We start from the raw sequence: 22267 nt of genomic DNA, 5'->3' as shown, positions 1-22267 counted from the left end.
TTAAAGGGATTATCCTTCTACCACCTATTAATCCTTCGTATAGTACATGTTTGATGTCAGCGAGGACAGTCAGGAGCATTCATTGCAGAAATTCAACCAAAACAACTAGCGAACCGTTTGCATAAATCTACGTTTCTTCCTAAAAAAATACTAATTACAGTAGTTTACTAGTTAAAAACCACCCACTTTCAAACCTCGCTAAGGGTACTATACCTCGAATTAAAGATGTTGAATTTTAAGTATATTACGAATAAATCAAAAAATCAATAAACCAGTGAGTACTTTTTCACAAGATAATAATTAATTGCTAATCATTTCGATCTAGATGATAGGTAAAAAGAATGTATAACCCAATCTACCTTTTACTTCCTATATTTTTTTTCGCATGAATACCCCAGGATCCATATATATTCGCTCGACATCAAATGATTAATTTTTTCTGAATATTCAAATTACGAAGATGAATCTTTCTTTAAGACAAGATTCCTAGAAAATTGTTTTCATTCAAATTATATATTTTGGTAGAATAATGCATGTACCAAAATATATAACGAATTATTCATTAATCAATTCCATATAAAGGGAAAACACTATAGGGGAATAGAAATAGTATCTTTCTCTTTCATGTTCAGTTTCTCATGATCTCGATGGGTATATTCCCCTATCTAATCGCCCTTCATTTACAATAATGCCCCTTTCATTACTTCATTTATGATTAAATAAATATAGTGACACGAAAAGTAAACATATTCCTGCCACCTTTTTCACATCCAACGGGATGCGTACCCCTCCCAATAAACCGAAGTGGTCAATGACGGCCCCAATCAGTACTTGGCCTACAATAACCCCAGCCATTGCAGGGGCCACTCCAATCCGAGGTACGACCAGGACAATGACAATGACGTAAAACGCTCCCAATATGCCACCTAACAATTGCCATTTAGGCACAGTCGCTATGGCTGAAATATTACCATTCCCTGCAAACAAAACAATGAATAATAAAGCCAGTGTCCCGATTCCAAACGAAATGAATGAGGCTTCAATGACCCCAACTTTTTTCCCTAAACCACCATTGATTTGTCCTTGAATGGCAATGGTGATACCCCCTAGGACTGCAAGCAACGGAAATAAGATTTTCACAATGATTATGCTCCTTTTCATGTCCACCCGGACTGATTATGAAATCGCTCCCTAATTTTAACATGATGAATATACATTTTGTCCCTGATTTAATTAAAATGACCAATCACGAATGGGATTTTCTTTAATAAAAAAACTGACCATATTGGCCAGTTCATCATCTATTATTACCTTGATTTAAAAATGGAATAAGACACTAAACCGGATTACGCAGCTGCAAATATTCTTCACATAACAAGGAAAATACCAAGGCATCATGCGATTGGTCACGAAGAAATATATAACTTCGGAGACTGCCTTCCTCTTTAAAACCAAATTTCTTCAATAGGTTTGCTGATGCCAAATTATCCTTGAAAATTAAAGCAGCCATTCGATTTAATTTCAATTCTTGAAATGAATAACGTAATACTTCATTGACTGCTTCGGATGTGAAATGTTTTCTCCAATAATCCGGATGGATTTCATACCCGATTTCTGCGCGTTTGTTGGTGAGACTCAATTGATTAAGTCCAACGGTGCCTATGAATTTCTCGGAATCTTTTAAAACAACTCCCCACCGTATCCCACGTTTATTTAAATACGCACTTTTAAACAAGTCGATTAAGCGACGGGCATCATCAACAAGAATTAAACTTTCTATCCCATCATATTTGGTCACCTCATCTTTAGAGAGAATTTCAAACAGACTCTCTGTATGCTGGTGGCCTATTTCGATTAAACGCAGTCTTTCTGTTTCCAATGCCTTAAACGCCATCGAAGAATCCCCCCGTTAATTCAGCTGACTATATATTCTATTTAAGAAGAGAAGATACCTGTCTTAATGGACAATACTTTTCGAGAAATTTCGCTCCTTAAGATACAATGCGGAGTCCGGATGCCCTCCTTTTGTAATTAGATCCCTAATGATTTGTGAAAGAATGACACTATAAACCGTCCCGTTCCCGCCATAACCCAATAAGAAATAACAATTTGGGTGATCAGGGTATATTCCTATTGTCGGTAAACCATCATGGGTCTCTCCAAAAAAAGCACCCCAATAATAATCAGCCTGGATCCGATTCTCTAATTCAGGAAATAAAATGATAAGCTGCTTCAATAATTCATCTCTTTTACGTATAATCATTGAATCCCTTTTCTCCAGATATTTCGTTGATTCATCCAGACCACCTATGATTATCCGGTTATCAAATGTTTTTCTCGCATATAAATATGGTCGCGCCGTTTCCCATATCATCATATCTTCATGCCATTTAGCTTGATCGGCAATTTGATTCGTTGCGATGGCATATGAACTAAGAATCTTTGCATTTTTATCCCTCACCTCTTCTTGGGCCTCATACCCTGTAGCGAAAATGACCGACTGTGCTCGTATCATATGCCCGTTTTCGGTAAAAAGATGGGTTTGATTCTCTTTTAAAATCTTTCCATTGATTTTAGTATTTGAATAGACCCGTACGCCTTTCTGATATGCCTTTTCAATCAAGAAATGTGCATGTTTATATGGATTTATTTCAGCATCATTTCCTGTAACCAGCGCTGCTAATTTCGAAAATGAAAATTTACTTTCAATATCTTTTTCTGCATAATATTCTACTGGAAAATCACGAGATTTAAGATTGTCATATTCTTCTCTCAGCATCGATACATCCTCAAGGCTGGATGCGTAATACAAGCTTTTTCTGATTTTAAAATCCGGATTTCCATCTAAACTCGGAACAACCTCTTTCTCAAGTGTCCGAATGGCATCCAAACAAAGCTGAACATGGCGTGTACCCACATCTTCTCCAAAACTATGAATAAGGGACGTTAATGTTTTATCATTTGAATATTGTAAAAGTCCAGTATTTGCTACCGTACTGCCTTCACTTATATCACGTTTATCAATCAGGATCACATTTAAACCTGTTCCAGCTAAAAAATATGCACAGTGTGCCCCCGATGATCCACTACCTACAATACATACATCACATGATAGATCCTCTTCCAAAATGGGATATGTCCTATGTTCTTTAAATGTATCCTTCCAAAATACTTTTCCTGCTTTTAAATCCATATGAGCTCCACCTTTACGACGATTTATCATTTCCATCATTATTTAGGTCCATATTGCTACTTAACGTTTTTAACACCCTTCTTATTTACCCTGACAAACATAGCTGGCAAACGTAAAAATGATTCTTTTTCTACATGTTATAAATCTTCAGTTCTATCAAAAAGCCCTATTATTATCATAACCAGACTCTTATTTCAGGTTATATGGACCCCCATCCTGTACGTTTTCATTCGATACCTTTCTCCCATTCCGATAAAGAATGAGAAATACCTAATTTTACACACACCGATTTTTATAGGATACTAGACTTCCAATCCAGATATCTTACTAGGAGGAAACAAAATGAAGAAAATCATCCTTTTATCAGCACTGTCCTTATCCTTATTTTCTCCGACAGTTGCCCTAGGAGCCAATACTTACCAAGTAGCAAGTGGTGATACCCTAACGAAAATAGCAGCTGAATATGAAGTTAGCCTTTCCGATTTACTTAAAACAAACTCTACAATTAAGGATTCTAATCAAATTAAAGTTGGACAAAACATAACTATTCCTACAACAAAACATGAGAGCAATCAAACAGTTCCTACAACAGACCAAGAGAACAGTCAATCAGTTGAACAGCAGATACTTCGTTTAGTTAACGAAGAACGTTCAAAACAGGGACTCCCTTCCCTTGAAATGGATTCAGCCATTTCCCATGTTGCCATCCTGAAATCTGAAGATATGCGTGATAATAATTATTTCAATCATACAAGTCCGCGTTATGGCTCGCCTTTCGAAATGATGAAATCCTTTGGAGTCAGCTATAATTATGCAGGGGAAAATATTGCAGCAGGTCAACCTAGTGCAGAAGCCGTCATGAGTTCATGGATGAACAGTCCGGGACACAAGGCCAATATTCTAAACAAGAACTATAGCAAAATTGGAATTGGACATGCGACAGGAGGAAAGTACAGCCACTATTGGACCCAGCAATTCATTGGAAAATAAAAATTCGTGAGGGGTGGCAAATTGCCGCTTCTTTTTTTATCTTTATCCCTCCCTTTCAAATCTCCAGCTTCCTTTCAAAATAATTCAATCCAAAATATTTTCAGCGTTGAAAAAAAGGAAGAAGATATACATATAGAACAAGATAGCATTTAGCTGTGCTTGTATCGTTTACTCATTATTGAAAAAAAGATAGAGATACTCGATAATAATTGATTTTGCCTACAGTTTTTTTGGGGGGGATTCCCTTGGACTTGCTTTTCCCCCAGGAGTGTCGTACATTCCGTTCTAATCAACTTTGTTTAACAGGTAGATAGAACTCCTTTTGCTTACAGTCTTAGCCGTTCTATCTCTTCTTTAACTAGCTTGTTACACCGTGTTTTAAGTAGTGTTGTAGAAATCTTTACCTGGATCTTTCCAACAAGACCATTTAATACAATGCCTCACACTTTCAAACGCTATCATATGTCAGCTATAATAGATAAATGAAGCCAATTGGAGGAAAATAAATTGTCTAATAGATTAGGTTTAGTGCTAGACGTAGAAACGACAGGTTTACGTCCCACTTCTGATGAAATTATCGAACTTGCCCTTATACTGTTCACTTATAGCAGTGAAACAGGGGAAATTATTAATCTTATTGATCAAGAATCGTTTTTAAGAGAGCCTCTCTCCTATCAAGCAAGAAGAAATTATGATCAAGCGTATAGGATTCATGGTATTCCATACAGTTCAGTCGAAGGAAAAAAATTTCACGATGAAAAAATTAAATCTTTCATAGCACGTACTGATTCGATTTTCGCACATAATGCCTCATTCGATAGAAGTTTTCTTTACCAAATGTATCCGGAAATCAATGACCAAAAGTGGTTCTGCACAATGCGGAATGTACCTTGGAAGCAATACGGCTTTGAAAATAGTAAACTGTTAACCTTGCTGCAAGCACATAATATCACCAATTTCCAAACTCACAGGGCAATGGACGATATATCTTACCTTATGGAACTTATGAAAATACCGGGTCCTTCCGGTCATCCATATTTAAAAGATGTCATTGCTAAAAATCCGATGAAGAAATACGCACCTGCTTCCCAAAAATCGAGGGTGTAGTGTTGCATTAATTTTACAATCTCTCGTAAACGTTGGACGCAGTTATGACACATTCCGTTTTTTTATAAAATGGTTCCTTCATAGAGGACGGAAGTACATATAAAAAGTTCATTACGACGGATGTGAAAAATTCTTACAAAAGACAACACGATCATAATAAAAAACAGCGTCCCGTAGGGGGCGCCGTTTTTTTATTATACTGTTGCATCTTCCTGTTTTTCGGTCATTGCATCGTTCAATTTTTTAAATCGATAAATAAAGTAAAGAAGTGATAATACTAATGCCACAACAAGGAATATGGCTAATATGCTAAGATTATGCCACATGAAGCTATAATCTCCTGTTGAGATGACTGCTCGAAAAGCATTTATCGAATAAGTCATCGGTAAGAATGGTGTGAAACCTTGCAGGAAGCCGGGAACCAATTCATTCGGGAATGTTCCGCCACTGCTCGTCAGTTGAAGAATTAAAATTAATAATGCTATAAACCGACCCGGATTATCAAGGGCTGATCCTAGGAACTGAATGATAGCCATGAATGTACAGCTTGCAAGGATGCTTACTGCAAAAAATAACGGGATACTCGTGACATTGATTCCAAGTCCTAATATTAATATGGAGTCCACCAATATGGCTTGACAGATTCCTATGAGAGCCATGACACTGTATTTACTAATAAACCAGCTGAATCCATTAGCAGGCTTAACAGCAGGCTCTCTTAACTTGAAGATGATCGTCAGAACGATAGCCCCGATAAATAAACTCAATGAAATTAAATATGGTGCAAAACTAGTGCCATAGTTAGGTACATTATTTATTGGCAGTTTATCCACTTTCACTGGACTTGCAAACATGTCATATACATCTTCATTGGATTTTATATTGCCTGCTTCGTTGGCCCCATCCTTCAATTCGTCATGTAATTCTTCCGATCCATCAGAAAGTTTGGCGATTCCATCTTGTAGCTTAATGGCTCCATTCGCCAGTTCTCCCATACCACTCGTTAGGCTGGATGAACCTTCTTTCAACTTATCTGTTCCTGTAATCAGGCTTTTCGAACCTTCAGAAAGCTGTGAGGTTCCACTAGATAATTGCTTGGAGCCATCTTCTAGCTGATCAAGCCCGCTGACTAAGTTATTGCTGCCTTCGGTTAACTGTCCAAGCCCACTCTGAGCTGAATCTATGCTACCGCCAAATGTTGTCAATCCTGACACTAATTGACCTTGACCGTTTTTCAGTTCATTCGCACCATTTGCAAGTTTATCTTGAGCTTGTTTTAATTGAGTGAAACCACCGCTTAGCGCACTTGTGCCTTCTCCCAATTGTTCTGCTCCATCACTTAGACTGTTTCCGCCTTTAGCAATTTCAGAAGCACTCGCCGAGAGTTTCCCTACCCCTTCAGAAACACCTCTACTACCTTCGCTAATACGAGACAGAGAAGCAATCACTCCATCCAAACGTGCTTTCTCGTCAGGATCATCCGTAGCTCCGGATTGTTGTTTTAATCCTGAAATAACTTCTTCCAAGCCTGCCGAAACTTCAGAAGCTCCTGCTTTCGCTTCACTCGAAGCTGCACTCCATTCAGACAATGAACCTGAAAGCTGGCTAGCGCCAGCAGCTACCCCATTTGCTCCCTCTGTCAAGGCTGGCAGCTTTTCTTCTATCTGGTTGAATCCTTCTAATGATTGTTGCAGTCCAGAGGCCAATTCACCAGTTCCCGCTTCAGATTTTTGGGCTCCTTGTAAGAGCTTGGTTTGCCCATCTTTCATTTGTCCAACACCAGTGCTAAATTGCTGTAACCCTTGATTTAGCTCTTTTGATCCCATAGCTGCCGAACCGACTCCATTGGAAAAGGTCAGTGATTTTTCAGCTAGTTTTTCCAGATTTTCGTGGATTTCAACAGAACCTGAATGGACGGAATCTATTCCTTCATCCACTTTTTTGGAACCTTCTTTAGCAGAGTTAATCCCATCTCCAAGTTCACTCGAACCATTTTTCACTGTATCGGTACCATCTTTCAATTTTCCCGCACCATCACTTGCACTTTTTAGTCCGTCAGCCACTTCGTTCAAATTGTCGAACATTGATTCGGCATAGGTTTTCGTAACGGCTGCCGAAACTTCCCCTTTGATTTTCTCGGAAGCTGCGTCACCAATCTTAGTAGATATATAGTTAAACCCTTCATTGGACGTGTAAATTAAATCGAGTTTTTCCGGATTGTCCTCTTGCAAGGTCGTTGCATTTTTCGAAAAGTTTTTCGGGATTTCTATTTTCATGTAATAATCTTGATTTTCCAGACCTTCATTCGCTACTTTTTGACTGACGAAATGCCAATCGAAATCCTTTTTTTCCTTGAGCTCTTTCACTAAGTCTTTTCCTATTGTCAGTTCCGATTCATTAAACTCGGCACCCTCATCCATATTGACAATGGCGACAGGCAATTGGTCGACCTTACCATATGGATCCCAAAACGCCCAAAGGAACGTTCCGCTGTATAGCAAGGGAATCATGATGATCCCTATTATGGAAATGAGTATCATAGGATGTTTTATTATTGCTAAGAATTCACCCTTTAAAGATTTTAACACACCTACCAAGTCCTCCTTAACGACGAATATGCCGTTTAATTTAATAATTTTCATCAGTGAAAAATGGATTGAAGAATACATGAATTAAGTCATTTGCTTCTGCAATATATAGTTTGGATTTTTTTCTTGACCCTTTATATATATTACTTTCCAAACAAAAAATGACTAATGACTATATTGTTCATTCGGTCATTAACACGAAAGTAATATAACATTTATCACCCTTTTTATCAATATTTTTTCACTTTTTACAACCTGAATTTACTATTTTCAACCCTGATATAACACGCAAAGAAGGACATCCATTATGGATGCCCTTTTTCCACTTATAATAAGCTATATTCAAATATCTAAATGAAGCGCTTTCATATCACTTGGAGATGATTCCTTTTAATTTATCCGCCTGCCCGGTCAATTTCTCTAGAGATTCCTGATACTCTTTTTCTAGTTGTTTAATGATGCCGGCAGCGGTATCTATTTTTTTTATTGCCCCTACACCATGCCCTGCAGACCAAATATCACGCCACGCTTTAGACTCAGATGATTTGGACATGCTGTCAAAATCGACATTTTCTTTTTTGGTTAATTGTTCAGGGTCCATGCCTGCCTTACTTATACTCGGTTTCAGCATATTACAATTCACTCCTGAAAATGCATCAGTCAAGATGATATCATCATGATCCGAATCGACAAGCATTTCCCTATATTCATCATTTGCCCTGCTCTCTTTCGCAACGATAAAACGTGTGCCCATATAGGCTAGATCAGCTCCTGCAGCTTGAGCAGCTAAGATGCTATGGCCTGTACTTATGGAACCAGCCAGCAAAATGATACCATCCCAGAATGTCCTTACGCTGTCCACGAAAGCAAAACTATTTATCTCACCCGCATGACCACCAGCCCCCGAAGCAACTAAGATCAATCCATCCACACCTGAATCAGCGGCTTTTTTTGCAAATTCCACACTGCTGACATCCGAAAAGACCAACCCGCCATAGTTATGTACGACATCGACCACGTGTTTTGGGGAACCTAATGATGTAATGACGATGGGAGGCTGATGCTTTTTGACCAATTCCAACTCTTCTTCAAGGCGGCTATAAGTACGGTGGACAACCATATTCATTGCCCATGGAGCAATCTTTCTGTCTGGTTCTTTATCCTTTGCAGCGATCAATGTGCCGTTTATGTCACCCATCCATTGATCCAGTACCTCTATCGGCCGTGCATTCGGCGCTGGAAAAGAGCCTATCACGCCATTCAAACAGCATTCTTTCACTAACTCAGGACCGGATATTAAAAACATAGGTGCTGAAATAACTGGTAAAGATAATTGATTCCACCAATGTTCAGGCAAAGTTCTTCTCATCTATGAAACCTCCCATTTTTAATATATTACCAAAATATAACACTACAAGATTATCATACTTCTTACATTCACAATTTTCAAGAATTAATTCCGGGGGCTTAATTTCATCATTACGCAGAATGCATCTATAAAAAAAACTGCATATGGAAAGCACTCCATATACAGTTTCGATTTAATTTGTAAGCACCCATTTATGAATGGCTTTCGCCACACCATCTTCTTCGTTGGTTACCGTGACCCAATCCGCTTTTTCTTTCACTATTTTCTGGGCATTCCCCATCGCTACTCCCACTTTAGCTTCAGAAATCATGGCTAGGTCATTAAGGCTGTCTCCTACTGCCATTACATTATCCATCGTAATATTTAACAATGAACAAACAAGCTTTATCGCTTTCGCTTTATTTACGCCCATAGCATTCACTTCAATATTCGTAGGGCTTGAATTGCTAATTTCAAAATTACCTTTTGATACCAATTCATCCATGATGATTTGGCGGATCGCTTCATCATCTGTATCAAAACCAAATTTAAGCCATTGAGAATCATGGATTTTTTCTGGCATTTCAGCCCTGTAAATATTATCACAGCTTATTGCCCAAAAATGTGTACCATGTTTTTGGCTTAATTCCCACATCCATTGTATAGACTCACTATCGACGATATTCCTTTCCACCAGTTTTCCTTGATTATCGTAAATTTCGCTTCCATTTACCGTAATCAGATATGATTGAAGTTCCATTGACTTTGCAAAATCACTGCATGTCGCATATGATCTCCCTGTGCTCAATACAACAAATACCCCCTGATTTTCGGCATCTTTAATCGCTCTCCGATTTACTTCAGAAATCTCTCCTGCGAGATTTAAAAGCGTGCCATCCATGTCAAGCGCAACTAATTTAATATCCGGCTTCTTCATTTTTATTCACCCTTTCATAATCTATCAATATGTACCTGATTACATGATAGCTTATTTTTCATATTCTTGGAAAGAACGTGAAAAATTGAACAGGTCCTATCATGTAAAGGAATGTTGAAATTTTCAATTCCAAAAGAAGATGTATGCGCTGCCATGGGGACAAGCATCATTAAGATAAAGAAATTTAGAAACCGAATGTTTTTAATGATTGAGAATGGAAAAAATGTGATTTAATACGTTTGATACTATTTAAATCATTTAAAATTTTGAACTGAATACTTGCTATTCCTTTTCTTTTTCCAGTTGATTCAATTCTTTTTTTATCTGATCTTCCCATTTAGCAACACCATCATTTTCATCAAATTCTATAATCACATCCGTTACACCTCTTTCCTTGAATATTTCATCAAACAGACGATCCTTTATGTCATCAGCCTGGGCGATTGAAATATGGGGATCAAGTTCTACCTCAAGTTCGACATGAAAGTCTTCCCCTTCCTTTATTACAGCCAGTTTCTGGATATCTCTAACATCCGGATCATCCATGACCATGGTTCCAATTTTTTGACGCATTTCTATATCCGCTTCCCCTAGTGCACCCGCTGCATTATCAAGAAAAACCCTTCCAACCACATAAAACATCCCCAGACCAATCATGACAGAAGCAACCCCTTCTGCTTGTATGAACGGGGTGAAGTTTGCTAATAGAATCGCAAGTATCGCAAGTAATCCACCGCCGGTTGCTACCATATCTTCCATGAATACTAATTTCGTCGCTGGTTTAGCTCTTTTTAAACCAGAGAAGCTCTTAAATATGACTGCTGCTCCTTTAGCTTCGATTCCAGTCTCATGGACCACTTCTTTCATCGCCTTAAATAATACATATGATTCCAACACAACGGCTAACGAAAGGACGGACAAGTTAATAAGGATCCCAGTTGATTCTGCAGGGTGCATAATATGATGGAACCCTTCTTTAATCGTTTCATAAGACATGATTCCGACAACCAATACTGCCCCTAATAAAACAAGGTTAACCAATCGTCCAAAACCATCAGGGAATCGATCAGTTGGTGACTTTTTACTTAGTGCAGAACCAATGAAGACGAAAAACTGATTCGCAGCATCGCCCAAAGTATGTAAAGTTTCAGCAAACATAGCGACATTCCCTGTCATGAAATAAGCAATCCCCTTTAGCACAGCGATGATACTATTCACACAGGCAGCAATGAACGCCGATTTATTACCTTGTTTTAATAACCGGAATAATTCTTTCATATAAAAATCCCCCCTAATCTTTTTATAAATCCATTATCATAATGTATTATCCCCAACACTGGAATATATGAAACCACAAAAGCGAAACCCCACGATATACGAGTGAAGAAGGCTATAAGTTGAATCTCCCACAAACGAATATATTCCAGGGTTGGCCTCATCTATTCTAATAAGTTCACAATGAGCGGTAGGTAAATGATTAATGCAACAAAAAAGGGAGTAAGCGGCGGCTTACTCCCTTTCATGCAAGAACTCCAGCGTTTAAGCTTCCATCTCCTTTTTTACTAACTTAGATGGATTATTTACTTTATACCGTATTTCTTTATTGTATTTTTTGTCGACCACTTTTCCATCAAATTCGATTGAGTCCCCTTCTTCGAGCTCAGCTTTTTTTAATGTCTTGCTATATCCACACCAAGCATCTCCGATTGTCAGTTCAGGTTCCGTTGTCACTTTGACATTCTCCAAGAGTATGACTTCATCTTCTTCACCAGTGAAATGGTTCATTTTCGCCGTGAACTCCTTGACGGTTGCGGTGAAATGCACTTTTTCTCCAGGTAAGTCCAACTTAGGTTTTGCTGTCGTCTTTTTGGTTTTGGTTTTTGCTTTTTTTGGTTGTTCACTTAGCTGATCGGAGTTTTCCGTAATGGGAGCTTCTATAACCTGCTCAGTTTCACTTGGAACAGCGGGTGGTTCGGAAACCGGTCCACTCAACAATTCTTTTCCGAAACTGGAGCTTTGCATTTCCTTTAAATAGGAAGGGTTAATGCAACTTAGTTTACCATTTTCAAATTCAACGACTACAGTGTCTAGACCGTTGCCATATTGTTCATAACCTGCCAATTTGACTTTTGCTTGAAAACTGCCGTTTTTATATAATAGTTCTCTTTTTACCGATCGGGCAGTGAATAATTTCCATTCCATTCCTTTAGCTATATAGTCCGTATCATCTAAAAAAGGGATATACTCTCCTTTTGGTGCGATATAATGAATCAAATCTTCAGCTGGAGTTTCAGCCATAATCACCACTCCTAATCTTTTCTATAGATTATATTCTAGCAAAGGAATTCAAAGTTGCAAATGAATGCGAATCATATTCAACCGTCCGTTCTAAAAAAATGCCAGGACATGTTGAAATCAAAAAAGCTGCTCACTAAGAGCAGCCCAGATTGCTGACAAAAGAGGTTCCATTTTTCAATACAAAGTTGGTTGGAACGGGTGTGCGAGACGCATACGGAATACGCGTCCAAAGGAGACCCCGTAGGCGCAAAGAGCGCCGAGGGCGGACCACCCTCGGATAGCGAGCGCCTGGGGTGTAGATCAACGTTCAAATTTTACAAGCACTCTAAAAAAGACTGTAAACAAACTCAATTATTATCGAGTTTGTCTACAGTTGCACTGTACTTCTTTACATCTGACTTCTTTATCAATATTTGATTATTGAATTTTTTTTAGTTGTTCATCTAGTTCAGGATTAATAACCTGTTTCTTATGATAAAACAGAAAGTATGAACCTATAACTAGAATCGTAAGAAGGCTTGTTAGTAAAAATTGTAATCGCATGGAATCAATAAAAGCTTGAGCAACAAAGATAATAAACAACATTGCAATAGTTGCGTAGGTTAAGTATGGGAATAGCCACATTTTCACTTTGAGTGTTCCCGGATTCTCTTTTTCAGTCTTTTTCCTTAAGTACAGATGAGAAAAGGCGATAAAAATATACATGATCATAGTGACTCCTCCCGAACTATTTGCGAGAAAAGCAAACAATTTATCAGGAGATACAAATTTAAATGTCGTACACACATAGGAAAAGAAAACACTTGCCATCAACGCCCAAATCGGAATCCCCCTCTTATTCACTCGGGATAAAATTTTGGGAGCATCGCCTTTTTTTGATAAAGAATATAACATACGTGAACTTGTATATAGACCCGAATTCAAAACAGAAAGCAATGATGTGAAGATTACGATATTCATCACTTGACCGGCGGCTGGAAGGCCTGCCATATCAAATACGCTGGCATAAGGGGTTTTCAGTAAATCTTCTGCCCCCTGCGGAATCACGATAACTAACACGGCCACTGAGCCAACAAAGAAAAGAAGGAGACGCCATACCACAGCGTTAATCGCTCTTATAATATTTTTTTCAGGGTTTTCAGACTCACCTGCTGCAATGGCAGCTACTTCACTTCCCGATAAAGAGAAAGTAATAAATATTACACTTAGGAGTACAGGAAGAAAACCATTTGGAAAAAAACCATCCCCAGAAATGTTGGAAAGGCCCGGTGAATCAAATCCAGGAACAAACCCAAAAATCATGGCTGCACCTAGAATTAGAAATATTACAATGGCAGACACTTTAATAAAAGCTAACCAGTATTCAAATTCCCCATAAGCTTTGACGGAATAAATATTCGTTATTGTCATTAAAATAGGGAAAGATAAACTAGCGACCCACATTGGTATCGCAGGAAACCAATCATGAACCATACTACCCAATAAAGTTGTTTCAATAGCAATAATGATAACCCAGTTGAACCAGTACAACCAACCGATCGTATATCCGGCCCAAGGACCAAAAGCTTGATGGGCGTAAGTGGAAAAGGAACCACTATCGGGATTTACCACAGCCATTTCACCAAGCATCCGCATTATTAGCACGATCATTAACCCCGCGATTATATACGATAAAATAGCACCAGGCCCTGCGGAACCAATTATTGTTCCACTCCCTATAAATAGGCCTGCCCCAATAACACCACCAATAGAAATCATTGTTACATGTCTTGTCTTGAGACCATGTTTCAGTTCATTTGTTTGAAAAGCCACTATTGTCACCATCCTTTAAAACTGTCAATATGCCGTTTTGCAAGCAAAAAAACTAAATTTCCTTTTTTTTGCTCATGGGTACCCTAGTAGAAATCTTTCATTCAAAAAGAATTCATGCAGTCCTATCTACCTGTTTCTCCAATACTATAAACAAGATAAATTTCACAATTGATAATTAAAGTGTTATATGTACATTCGTTAAAAAAGAAAAGCATTATAATTTACTAGTAATCGCTTTCAATTAAAAATTCCTCAATAGCTGTCAAAGCCCATAAACGAAACCCATAGGAATTACAGTGATTCCTCATGCCATTTATGACAAAATGGTGTCCTTTTATTTATCATTATTTACATCATCCTATGTTAACCCTTTCCTAATTTACCCTTTAAATTTATTAAGGCACCCTCTCTCTAAAATTTTATTTATATATTTATAGTAAAAGCAATATCCATGCCAAAAAAAGGATAGGTAGTTTATAAGGGTTTAACGCGTGTAATCATTAAATACGATCCATTATTGAATTATTATGGCGTTTTATGATTCATATATTAATTATTTTCATTTTTTGATTCAAATTTGAATCAAAAACCTCAAATTAATTGATTTCTTTTTAAAATTCGACGCATTTCACTACTGACTTAGCTCAAGTTAAATTTGATGAGGTAAGGAAATGCGTGAAAGGTTCTAGGAAAGGAAAGTTTCTCATTAATCTTGATGTAGTGGAAAATAAAAATAGACGAAGGAGATAAAAAGAAGATGCCTAAATTCAAATGATGAATATTGACATCTTCCAGATGGTTTAGTTTTTAAGTTAATGATTCGGCAACCCCCGAGAGGTTCCTCCGCTATAGATCTAGTTACAGGCTAAAAAAGTAATACGAGTATGTATGAATAAAAGAATGTAAAGCTTCGTTAAGTAAGCGCCTTATAAAAATTTAGTACCGGTCGATTGGGAAATGGATGCTGAATGTGGTTAAATTTTCATTGGATTCACAATTCATATACCCATCATTACTTTCAATGATTTTTTTACATACGTATAGCCCGATCCCCGTTCCTAACTCTTTTGTCGTGACAAAGGGCTCAAAAATTGATTCGATCATTTCACTGGCAATGGCAGGTCCATTATTTGAAATACGAATTATTCGTTCGTTCCCCTCTATTAAAGACTGAATCCTTAATATTCTCGGGTGTTCTTTATCCTTTAATGCATCAATGGAATTTATAAAGAGATTTAGAAATACTTGTTTTAACCCGTCCTTACTCGCTGTCATGACTAAGTTTGGATAAATCTCGATTTCTACATTAACGCTGGCATCCACAATATTTGCATAAGTCAGTTCTTGAATTTCTTCAATTAACTTTAACACGGAAACTTCCTCTCTTTGTTCCTCATTAAAATTAGATTTAGAGGTATGGAGGAATTGGGTTATCCTGAAATTCAACTGATTTAATTCATAATCAATGATATCCAAATATTTCAAGTTTGGGTTCTCCCTTTTCAGTAATTTATTGAAACCCATGATAGCTGTAAGCGGATTACGGAACTCATGTACAAAGCTTGATGATATTTGTCCCAGTACCGCTAATTTATCTTTATGATTTTCACTTATGTAAGACTTCTTTTCCTCAATCAATTCATTTGTAAGATTCGTATATTTTGTTACAGCATGATAGCTGAAAGTATCAAAGTGCAAGTTGATGGCATTAATGAATTTCTTCATATAATCAATGGGAATATTGGCCCCAAAAACATTTCTGATTATGATATTTCTTCCTAAATTAATATTATATAGAAAATCCCCGATGTTAATATTCGCTTCAAGACGTTCTTTGGCTACCTGATGAGCCAATTTTATCAGCACTTCTTCAGACAATGCCTCCTTAAACGTTTGGATGACCATGGAGTACATGCCATATCCATTTTCTTTAATCTTGTCTTTGTAGGGATCTATTTCATTGATTTTAATGGTCTCGTTCCATTCATTTAAAAATAAGGATTGATTTTCTTCCAGATAATGAATCAATACTTTTTTATACTTCATATTTTCAGATGACAACTCCATACTCGTGACCACACATCCCCTTGCGGAATTTTAAATACTATATCAATAACATCATTCTATATGAGATTTTGTTTTCTTGCACTTCATAAATTATTGTTTTTTGAAAATCTGTTAATTTTTCCATAGTTTCCCTTAGCGAAACAAAATGAACACATGAAAAGCTGCTGATACGGAGGCAAAGTACTACACATGTATGGAAATAGTGCTTACGATAACAAAGAAACCGACCAATTTGGCCGGAATCAGATATGGTAAAAAAGGGAGTAAGCCATGGCTAAAATGCCTTAATAATTCTAATATAGAAGAAACAGGACAAACAGTAACGAACAGTCGCCCTAGCGCGTTTTGCATCTAAAGAATTCTTCTGGCCATGTATACCGCGAAAACCATGAAGCTAGACTGAAATCGGTTTGAATGGTACCGTTTCTAGCACACCTTTTTTATGCTAATATTGAAATACATTTAATGAGTCCCCCGAAGACTATCCATGTCTTTTTATTGTTCCGTCATCCTTCATGAAAACATTAAGGAAGTTTACAGTTTCAATGAATAAAGGGTTCATTTATCTAATGTGATTATAACAAAAAATTCAGATTTTAACTAAAAAATACTAACTGAAGTCAAAGATTAACCTTTATTATTCTACTGATTTAAGATTACTTTTTCTAAAAAGTGTGTGGTTAAATATCGTTCGTTAACACTTCCCATGACTTTAACTGCTGCAAATTCGTTTCCAATTTTACATCTAACTTATCAGCTTCTACTTTAGTCACCCATTTTTGATTGCATCGTTTGTAGCTTCATATCCATCATACTTGTAATTCCATTTTAAAATTTTGCGTCCCCGAGGTAAGGCTGTCTATCTCATCTTAATTGATTAATTTGGCCAAGTGTCCTTCATCTACATAAAAAAATCCAGCTCCAGCCAATGTAGGTAAGTAAGTTTCGATATAAAAAAGAACCAATTGCATGGAGTCAATTGGTTTAGAGAGAATTTCATTTAAATTACCTACTCACAAAGTCGAATTAGCCACTTCTAAATTGAAGAAAAATGGGGTTATTTCCAAACTTCCTCTAAGGCTGCTTTAAATAGTTGGTCTAATGCCTCTGTCGGATCTTCTATTTTAATATCTATTGTTTTAACATAGTTGGCCAAATGTTCGATTTCATTTTCCAAAAATTCATTAATAACATCAATTCTAGGTTCAAGGTCTAACTCTTCACCACTTATTTTTCTGGCTAATAATTTTCTAATTTCAGTTTTTAATTGTCCGTCCGGAATGATCTCTTCCAATAAAAACGGAAATTCTAATGGAGGGATCGTGTTATATTTTTCGATCCAAATGCAAGCAAGTATTGGGCGTAAAACATAAAAATATTTTTTAATTTTTACTTGTTCATTCTGCAAATAGTCTCTATAATTCCCCTTGGCCATATTCAAGTAATGATATAAAGCTGCGGTAGGTATATAAACCTGGCTGCTCATTTCCTTCATCTTGTCAATGACAGAATAAGCTGTATGATATACGATCCCTGAGTTTAACCATTCGAGTAGTGGCGGGTTGGATTTTCTATATAAACGTAAAGCTTTAGTTAGTTCCCATCCGTTAATATCCAATAATTCATTAATCGGCAGTTCGATTACATCTCTTTTTTTATCAATTGACAAATACCAATCTTTTTTATGTAAATAGATAAACCTAACATCGTAATCGCTATCTTTTGATGGAAATTCCCATGCACGACTTCCGGATTCACAAGCGTACAAGACTTTTACATCATAGGTTTCTTCAATACTCTTTAACTCTTCTACTATTTTTTCTTTCATTGCATTCACTCCTCCGCATGATTATTAAAACTATTATCCTTTTCTCCATTATTCAAAATAAGGTTGATAAACGAAATGTCTGGAAGTAGCATTCAGTTCGTCGTTTTGTACGCAGAGCGCTAACAAAAAATAAAATGAACATTAGTTTTTACTTACCCTTTTATACTTTATGTTCACCTTCAATCAGTCGAGCCTCCATTACATATCGCTCAAAAAACAGTGAAGGATACAAGTATCTTACCCTTTCATGGTTAATAAAGGAAATGTTAAATTAGTATCGTCTTAACAACCACCGTTTATATCATGGAATTAGTTCTACCGGTTTAACAGCTTCTCTTTTGCTGTTATATTAAAAAAAAAGAGACTTTTCATTTTCGAAAAGTCCCTTTTTGCCACACATTATCCATTTCGTTCGATTTGCATTTTATCTCTGTTCGCTTTTTCTTTTTCTACTTTTTGCTGTCTCGTAGTTCCGGCCACTAGGATCCCGATCACTACTAAAGCTTCAAATCCATATTTCAAGAAAGGATTAGCAAAATAGTTGTGCATGAAAGGTTCAGCTACGATCATTTTAGCAGCTGTCCAGCCTAGTATTCCCGCACCAATAATTATAATGAATGGGAAACGTTCGATCAGTTTCAAGATCAAAGTACTTCCATACATCACGACTGGAATAGATACAAGTAAGCCAATTACCACTAAAGTGAAGTTACCATGAGAAGCACCTGCTACAGCCAGGACATTATCCAATCCCATCAAAGCATCTGCAATAATGATCGTTTTAATGGCTGCCCACATGGAGTCCGCAGGCTTTAAATCAGGTTCTTCTTCATCGATAAGGAGCTTATAAGCTATCCATACAAGAAGTAATCCCCCTATTAAATGCAGTCCAGGCACCTTTAAGATTACAACAACCAACAGCGTTGCTATGATCCTGATCACGATAGCCCCGACAGCTCCCCAGATTATCACCTTTTTTTGCTGATCTTTTGGTAGCTTTCTTGCAGCCAATCCAATAAGGATAGCATTATCACCAGCAAGAACCAAATCTATCATAATGATTGCTAAAAGTCCTGAAATAAATTCACCAGTTAAAAAATCCACCACTTCTTCCTCCTTTTATACAAAAATAAAGAGACCTCTGCCATAAATGGCAAAGGTCTCGCTAAGCACTAAAGTAATTAGGCCAATAAAGCCGGTGGAAATTCCACGTAATGACGACTTTATTTCAGGTTATACCTGACGCTACTCCCCTTCACGGGAATAAAGATTTATATAGTATTCATCACTTTTGGTACCCTTCCCTAAGGAATATACCAGGTAAATCTATCACTCATATATTATACCAGAATTACGAATAAAATAAAGGAAAAATAATGATAGGATAGACAATTATTTTTATTGCATCATTTTGAACATACGTACATGGTATGGGAACGGTGTCGGGCTATTATATAAGAGCCCAACTCCTCTCAGCCAGTCAGTCAATCATCGTTTCTAAGTAATGGCCTAATTCATCTGCCAGGTTCAAGATCTTATTCAGATCCTTTCCCCATAAATATTGATTACTTAATGTCGATTCTATCAATTGTCTAAGAGAAATTTTTTCCATTTCATAACGGTGCCATTGTTCTTTAATAAATTCAATTGTCTTTGTATCGTCTTTAATGACATATTCTTTACCCTCAAAGCTTTTCCCTATATATCTCCCCTCTACTTCTTGTACCTTATAAAATCGAATCAGTCCCGCAAAGCCTCTAACTATAGAGGCAGGCAGTTTACCTTTCATTTCGGAATAACCTTCTAAGGTAGGTAGGAGCCGAACCTTAAACTTCGAAACACTATTTAATGATATATCGGCTAGCTGGTGGTGTACGAAGGGATTCATAAATCGCTCCAGAACGCTTTCCCCATATACGATCATCTCACTTTGATCAAAAGGTAAAGATGGAATGATTTCCTCTTCGATTGCCTTACGGAGAAATCGATTGAAACCCGGATGATCGATTGCCTGTTTTACTTCTTCCAAGCCAGATAATATTCCCAGAGGAGCCATTAATGTATGCGAACCATTTAGTATCCTTACCTTTCTCATTTGATAAGGTACTATATCCTTTACCCAATGCACATTTATGCCCGATTGTTGCAAAGGAAGACGCTTGTCCATAGAAGGGTCGCCTTCAATAGCCCATAAATGATAAGGTTCAGCCGTATTTAGCAGCGTATCCTCATATCCCCATTTCTCAAATAGTTTTTCCGACTCATTAGCCGGGAAACCTGTTACGATACGGTCTACGAGCGAGTTAAGAAATAGATTGTCTTGCTCCACCCAATCCATGAATGACTTTGGTAAACCCCAATCCCTGCTATGCTCTAGTACGCATTGCTTCAATGTATCACCATTTCTCTCCAAAAGCTCACATGGAAGCATGATTAGACCTTTGTCCGCTTCTCCGTTGAAATATAGATAACGCCGATATAATAAGGCCGTCAGCTTTCCTGGAAAAGATTCAATCGGTACGCCTTCTTCCCAAGGAATTGGCACATATTTGATTCCGGCTTCGGTGGTGTTGGATACTACAAATTCCAATGTAGGGTTTTCCGCCACCCTCAAAAATTCCATCCATTCTTCATATGGATTTATTACCTTTGAAAAAACGGAAATGATTTCTGAATGCTCCACTTTCTCGCCATGATGAAACCCTCGCAACAATAGCGTATAGAGTCCATCTTGCTCTTTTAATTCTTCTATTTTTCCCTTTCCAGTGGGGCGTGGCTGTGTAACAGCGATACTTCCTTGGAAATGACCTTGCTTATTGCATTCAGAAATCATCCAATCGAAGAAACCACGAAGAAAATTACCCTCACCGATTTGCAACACTTTTATGGGATAATCCATCATTTGTGAATATTGAACAGTCTTGGTATCTTTATTAATATTCTTCAGGTGGCCTTTATTTATGTTCATGATGGCTTAACTCCTTTCACTCAATAATTATCTAATCTTCATGTGGTTACCTGTACCTTTAAGCTTATATTTCGACGATGGCTTTGATCACTTTAGCTTCAGGAGTTAACCATCCCTCGAACTGATGGATCATTTCATCCAGATGTGTGCGGTGTGTAATATATTGACTCAAATCCAACCTATTATGTTTCAACGTATTCACCACATAATCAAAATCTTCCCTGGTAGCATTTCGACTTCCCATTAATGTAAGCTCTTTACTGTGGAATTCAGGATCATTGAAGGAAATATCGGATTTCACTAGACCTACATAAATCAATTTTCCGCCGTGAGCAGGATAATTAAATGAATTCATCATTGATTTAGCGTTACCTGTTGCGTCAAACACCACGCTTGGCATATCCCCATTTGTCAACTGGGCTAATTTCTCCATTGGATTCTCCAAAACGTTCAACAAATGATCTACATTTGCCCATTTGCCAGCAAACGCAAGACGTTCATCGTTTACATCCATTGCAATTACTTTCGCACCTTGTTCTTTAGCAAATGCCATGACTCCCAAGCCAATTGGTCCCGCACCAATGATAAGTGCAATATCCCCTTCATGAATGTCAGCACGTCTAACCGCATGAGCCCCTATACTTAAAGGCTCGATCATGGCTGATTCGTCAAGTGAGAGGCCGTCAGTTTTCACCAAATGATCATAGGGAACCGTAATCCATTCACACATGCCACCTTCTGCATGTACACCTAACACTTTCATATTCGTACAGCAATTCGTTTTTCCATTTCTGCAAGCGCTACATTTTCCACACTCTATATAAGGAATGATCGATACTTGATCCCCGACATTCAGTCCCGTTGCGTTTTCTGGTATGGCTTCAATATTACCTGATAGTTCATGGCCAAGTATTCTTGGATAGCTAAAGAAGGGTTGATTGCCTCCGTAGGCATGAATATCCGTTCCACATATCCCTATGCGGCGCACCCTGATCAAAGCTTCCCCTGAATTTGGAACTGGTTTTTCAGACTCGATCATCTTAAATTCATAAGGTTGTTCACAAACGATACTTTTCATTGAATAACACTCCTTTTTATAAAAAAATATAAAATTCGCGAAAATTACGTCAA

16 protein-coding genes are annotated in these 22267 nt (G+C 37.4%); 2 read left to right on the top strand and 14 right to left on the bottom strand.

What is annotated here, in order from left to right:
- Positions 1 to 705: 705 nt before the first annotated feature.
- From ACQKMH_RS08725 to ACQKMH_RS08715, 3 genes are all read right to left on the bottom strand, one after another.
- Complete coding sequence (locus ACQKMH_RS08725) at positions 706 to 1140, bottom strand: DMT family transporter (RefSeq protein WP_427586987.1); 435 nt, start codon at positions 1138 to 1140, stop codon at positions 706 to 708.
- Between the two features lie 196 nt (positions 1141 to 1336).
- A complete protein-coding gene (locus ACQKMH_RS08720; protein ID WP_427586986.1) occupies positions 1337 to 1894 on the bottom strand; it encodes a GNAT family N-acetyltransferase in 558 nt (185 codons plus the stop codon).
- A 63-nt stretch (positions 1895 to 1957) separates the two neighbouring features.
- Positions 1958 to 3193 (bottom strand): NAD(P)/FAD-dependent oxidoreductase, encoded by a 1236-nt coding sequence (locus ACQKMH_RS08715; protein WP_427586985.1) that lies wholly within the window; start codon positions 3191 to 3193, stop codon positions 1958 to 1960.
- A gap of 342 nt (positions 3194 to 3535) precedes the next feature.
- Here ACQKMH_RS08715 and ACQKMH_RS08710 point away from each other — a divergent pair, with 342 nt between their 5' ends.
- Both ACQKMH_RS08710 and ACQKMH_RS08705 read left to right on the top strand, forming a co-directional pair.
- Positions 3536 to 4183, top strand: coding sequence for a CAP domain-containing protein (locus ACQKMH_RS08710; RefSeq protein ID WP_427586984.1), 648 nt, complete (start codon positions 3536 to 3538; stop codon positions 4181 to 4183).
- Positions 4184 to 4690: 507 nt separating this feature from the next.
- The gene (locus tag ACQKMH_RS08705; protein WP_427586983.1) at positions 4691 to 5290 is read left to right on the top strand and encodes an exonuclease domain-containing protein; all 600 of its coding nucleotides are present in this window, start codon (positions 4691 to 4693) and stop codon (positions 5288 to 5290) included.
- 194 nt (positions 5291 to 5484) lie between these two features.
- Here the strand turns inward: ACQKMH_RS08705 and ACQKMH_RS08700 are convergent, their stop codons facing one another.
- The 11 genes from ACQKMH_RS08700 to ACQKMH_RS08650 all read right to left on the bottom strand — a co-directional run bounded on the left by ACQKMH_RS08700 (position 5485) and on the right by ACQKMH_RS08650 (position 22214).
- Positions 5485 to 7878: a YhgE/Pip family protein gene (locus ACQKMH_RS08700; RefSeq protein ID WP_427586982.1), complete on the bottom strand. Its 2394-nt coding sequence runs from the start codon at positions 7876 to 7878 to the stop codon at positions 5485 to 5487.
- A 370-nt stretch (positions 7879 to 8248) separates the two neighbouring features.
- Positions 8249 to 9247: an NAD(P)H-dependent flavin oxidoreductase gene (locus ACQKMH_RS08695; RefSeq protein WP_427586981.1), complete on the bottom strand. Its 999-nt coding sequence runs from the start codon at positions 9245 to 9247 to the stop codon at positions 8249 to 8251.
- A 172-nt stretch (positions 9248 to 9419) separates the two neighbouring features.
- Positions 9420 to 10163, bottom strand: a complete 744-nt coding sequence (locus tag ACQKMH_RS08690) for a Cof-type HAD-IIB family hydrolase (protein ID WP_427586980.1) — start codon at positions 10161 to 10163, stop codon at positions 9420 to 9422.
- Between the two features lie 282 nt (positions 10164 to 10445).
- Positions 10446 to 11441 (bottom strand): cation diffusion facilitator family transporter, encoded by a 996-nt coding sequence (locus ACQKMH_RS08685; RefSeq protein WP_427586979.1) that lies wholly within the window; start codon positions 11439 to 11441, stop codon positions 10446 to 10448.
- Positions 11442 to 11702: 261 nt separating this feature from the next.
- Positions 11703 to 12461 carry a hypothetical protein gene (locus tag ACQKMH_RS08680; protein ID WP_427586978.1) on the bottom strand — a complete coding sequence of 253 codons (759 nt, stop codon included), beginning with the start codon at positions 12459 to 12461 and terminating at the stop codon, positions 11703 to 11705.
- A gap of 417 nt (positions 12462 to 12878) precedes the next feature.
- The gene (locus ACQKMH_RS08675) at positions 12879 to 14282 is read right to left on the bottom strand and encodes an amino acid permease (protein ID WP_427587553.1); all 1404 of its coding nucleotides are present in this window, start codon (positions 14280 to 14282) and stop codon (positions 12879 to 12881) included.
- A 927-nt stretch (positions 14283 to 15209) separates the two neighbouring features.
- A complete protein-coding gene (locus tag ACQKMH_RS08670; protein ID WP_427586977.1) occupies positions 15210 to 16340 on the bottom strand; it encodes a histidine kinase N-terminal domain-containing protein in 1131 nt (376 codons plus the stop codon).
- A gap of 1057 nt (positions 16341 to 17397) precedes the next feature.
- Entirely contained in the window at positions 17398 to 18168 is a 771-nt protein-coding gene (locus ACQKMH_RS08665) for a nucleotidyltransferase domain-containing protein (protein ID WP_427586976.1), read from the bottom strand.
- 399 nt (positions 18169 to 18567) lie between these two features.
- Entirely contained in the window at positions 18568 to 19272 is a 705-nt protein-coding gene (locus ACQKMH_RS08660) for a TerC family protein (protein WP_427586975.1), read from the bottom strand.
- A 376-nt stretch (positions 19273 to 19648) separates the two neighbouring features.
- Positions 19649 to 21136: a tagaturonate reductase gene (locus ACQKMH_RS08655; protein WP_427586974.1), complete on the bottom strand. Its 1488-nt coding sequence runs from the start codon at positions 21134 to 21136 to the stop codon at positions 19649 to 19651.
- Positions 21137 to 21200: 64 nt separating this feature from the next.
- On the bottom strand, positions 21201 to 22214 hold the full coding sequence (locus ACQKMH_RS08650; RefSeq protein ID WP_427586973.1) for a zinc-binding alcohol dehydrogenase family protein: 1014 nt from the start codon (positions 22212 to 22214) through the stop codon (positions 21201 to 21203).
- Between the last annotated feature and the right edge of the window lie 53 nt (positions 22215 to 22267).

Origin of the sequence: Peribacillus sp. NPDC097895, from assembly GCF_050277555.1 — a bacterium.
Taxonomy (GTDB): domain Bacteria; phylum Bacillota; class Bacilli; order Bacillales; family DSM-1321; genus Peribacillus.
This window is presented reverse-complemented; position numbering and strand designations above follow the sequence as displayed.

Coding starts and splice junctions, on each gene's coding strand:
- ACQKMH_RS08715 (WP_427586985.1), bottom strand. CDS start 3,193: ATGGATTTAAAAGCAGGAAAAGTATTTTGGAAGGATACATTTAAAGAA.
- ACQKMH_RS08670 (WP_427586977.1), bottom strand. CDS start 16,340: ATGGAGTTGTCATCTGAAAATATGAAGTATAAAAAAGTATTGATTCAT.
- ACQKMH_RS08655 (WP_427586974.1), bottom strand. CDS start 21,136: ATGAACATAAATAAAGGCCACCTGAAGAATATTAATAAAGATACCAAG.
- ACQKMH_RS08665 (WP_427586976.1), bottom strand. CDS start 18,168: ATGAAAGAAAAAATAGTAGAAGAGTTAAAGAGTATTGAAGAAACCTAT.
- ACQKMH_RS08650 (WP_427586973.1), bottom strand. CDS start 22,214: ATGAAAAGTATCGTTTGTGAACAACCTTATGAATTTAAGATGATCGAG.
- ACQKMH_RS08710 (WP_427586984.1), top strand. CDS start 3,536: ATGAAGAAAATCATCCTTTTATCAGCACTGTCCTTATCCTTATTTTCT.
- ACQKMH_RS08720 (WP_427586986.1), bottom strand. CDS start 1,894: ATGGCGTTTAAGGCATTGGAAACAGAAAGACTGCGTTTAATCGAAATA.
- ACQKMH_RS08690 (WP_427586980.1), bottom strand. CDS start 10,163: ATGAAGAAGCCGGATATTAAATTAGTTGCGCTTGACATGGATGGCACG.
- ACQKMH_RS08695 (WP_427586981.1), bottom strand. CDS start 9,247: ATGAGAAGAACTTTGCCTGAACATTGGTGGAATCAATTATCTTTACCA.
- ACQKMH_RS08685 (WP_427586979.1), bottom strand. CDS start 11,441: ATGAAAGAATTATTCCGGTTATTAAAACAAGGTAATAAATCGGCGTTC.
- ACQKMH_RS08680 (WP_427586978.1), bottom strand. CDS start 12,461: ATGGCTGAAACTCCAGCTGAAGATTTGATTCATTATATCGCACCAAAA.